Here is a 1,940-nt window from a genome sequence, read left to right on the forward strand (position 1 = left end):
GGATGGGGCGCTGGCGCGGGAGTACGCGCGAGCCTTCCGGGAGGTCGCCGAGGCGCTCGGGATGCTTGCCGAGGTGTCCTGGACGCAGGTGGCGAACCAGCCGGGGGTGATGCGACTGGAGGAGAAGGGGATGGACGTGGAGTCCGCCACGAAGGCGGCGTTGGCGGGGCTGGACCAGGCGCTCACCGCGCTGGAGCAGATGCGCCGGGTGGAGGGCGAGGCGATCCAGGCCGATCTGGAGGCGCGGCTGGGGCTCATCGAACGCTGGAGCCGCGAGGTAGCGGAACTGGCGCCCCGGTCGGTGGAGGAGTACCGCCATCGACTGACCGAGCGGGTCGCCGAGCTGGCGCGTGGCATCTCCGTGGACGAGCAGCGGCTCGCCCAGGAGGTGGCGGTGTTCGCCGAGCGGACGGATATCGCCGAGGAGATGACACGGCTGTCCAGTCACCTTGAGCAGTTCCGTCAGATGATGGCGGGGAGCGAGCCGGCGGGTCGCCGCATGGACTTCCTCGTCCAGGAGATGCACCGCGAGGTGAACACCACGGGCTCCAAGAGCCAGCACGCGGAGATCTCCGCGCGAGTGGTGTCGATGAAGGCAGAAGTCGAGCGCATCCGCGAACAGGTCCAGAACGTCGAATGAACGAGTCCACTCCGCTTCAGCCGGGCATCCTTCTTGTCCTCTCCGCGCCCTCGGGGACGGGGAAGACCACTTTGGCGCGCCGCCTGCTCGCCGAGCTGCCGGACGCCCTTTTCTCCATCAGCGTCACCACCCGAAAGCCTCGAGGCCGGGAGCAGGACGGTGTGGACTACCACTTCGTGGACGTCGCCTCCTTCCAGGAGCGGATCGAGCGGGGCGAGTTCGTGGAGTGGGCCGAGGTCCACGGTCACTTCTACGGCAGCTCCCAGGCCGTGGTGGACGAGGCCCGAGCCCGTCGAGGCGTGGCGATCTTCGATATCGACGTGCAGGGCGGGCAGGCCATCAAGCGCAAGCACCCCGACACGGTGATGGTTTTCGTCCTGCCTCCCTCAATGGAGGAACTTGAGAGGCGACTGCGTGAGCGTGGCACTGATGCGGAGGAAACGATCCGTCGTCGGATGCTGGCGGCTCGCTCGGAGATTGAGCGAGGGGTCGCTAGCTACGATTACATCCTCGTGAACGACGACTTCGAGCGCGCATATAGAGATCTCCGCTCGGTGGTGATTGCGGAGCGCTGCAGGCGAGGGCGGGTGGATCTCTCGAAGCTGCGGCTGGAGAAGCCCACGGATGCAGGGCGTTGATCGTCGGGAATGACGTGAGCCCCATCAGGGGTTTTTCCCAACGCCGCCGAGACCAGAGCTGAGTGGCCTGGCCGGGGTACTGCCTCGGCTGGAACCTGGAGTCCGGGTGGGGCGTACGGGAAGGCGCAGGTGAAATAGCTTGCGCCGCCTGATCAGTTGGAGGATAAGCCGCCTCACCTCACGGCGCGGTGTCACAGCGGTGACACTCCAGCGAAGCGAGGCTTGATCTTTTCAGCAAGCATAGGACCGAAGGCCGACGTCGCGACAGAAGGCGCGAGCGACGGTGGTCAGAACCCGAAGGGACGGGTCGATGAAGTTGACAAGTCCCGAAGGCGGTCATAGATACTGGGAACCTCGCCAGTGCGGCTGAAAAAGCCGACTGCGAGCGGAATCAATCGGCTGAAAAGAGCGGTTGACTCCCCTGGGGTGAAGCGGTAGAAGCCGCGCCCCCTCCCCGAAGGAAGAAACAAAGCGCAGTGGCGCGATGTTGAATCCAAACCGGGGCGAAGCGGTGAAACGGAGCGGCAACGGCCGCTTGACAGAAAAGCCGGTTCGAAATAAAGAATGCAGCCCCCGGGTTGAATGGGGTGCAGCGTAGCAGGAAGTCGCGGCGGGAACAAGCGACTCGGTCTTTGAAAACCAAATAGCAAGCCCAAGAAGAA

Annotated in this window: 2 protein-coding genes; both read left to right on the plus strand. The window is 64.8% G+C overall.

Annotated features, from left to right (window positions below):
- Positions 1–640, plus strand: a 640-nt coding sequence (locus VF794_RS22980) for a YicC/YloC family endoribonuclease (protein WP_331113836.1), incomplete at its 5' end; no start/stop codon positions are given.
- Complete coding sequence (gmk, locus tag VF794_RS22985; protein WP_331113838.1) at positions 637–1,278, plus strand: guanylate kinase; 642 nt, start codon at positions 637–639, stop codon at positions 1,276–1,278. The genes VF794_RS22980 and gmk, both read left to right, overlap by 4 nt.
- Positions 1,279–1,940 lie beyond the last annotated feature (662 nt).

Source organism: Archangium sp., assembly GCF_036389735.1.
GTDB lineage: Bacteria > Myxococcota > Myxococcia > Myxococcales > Myxococcaceae > Archangium.

Excerpts from the sequence above, each read along its gene's own strand:
- gmk (WP_331113838.1), top strand. The coding sequence starts at position 637 with ATGAACGAGTCCACTCCGCTTCAGCCGGGCATCCTTCTTGTCCTCTCC.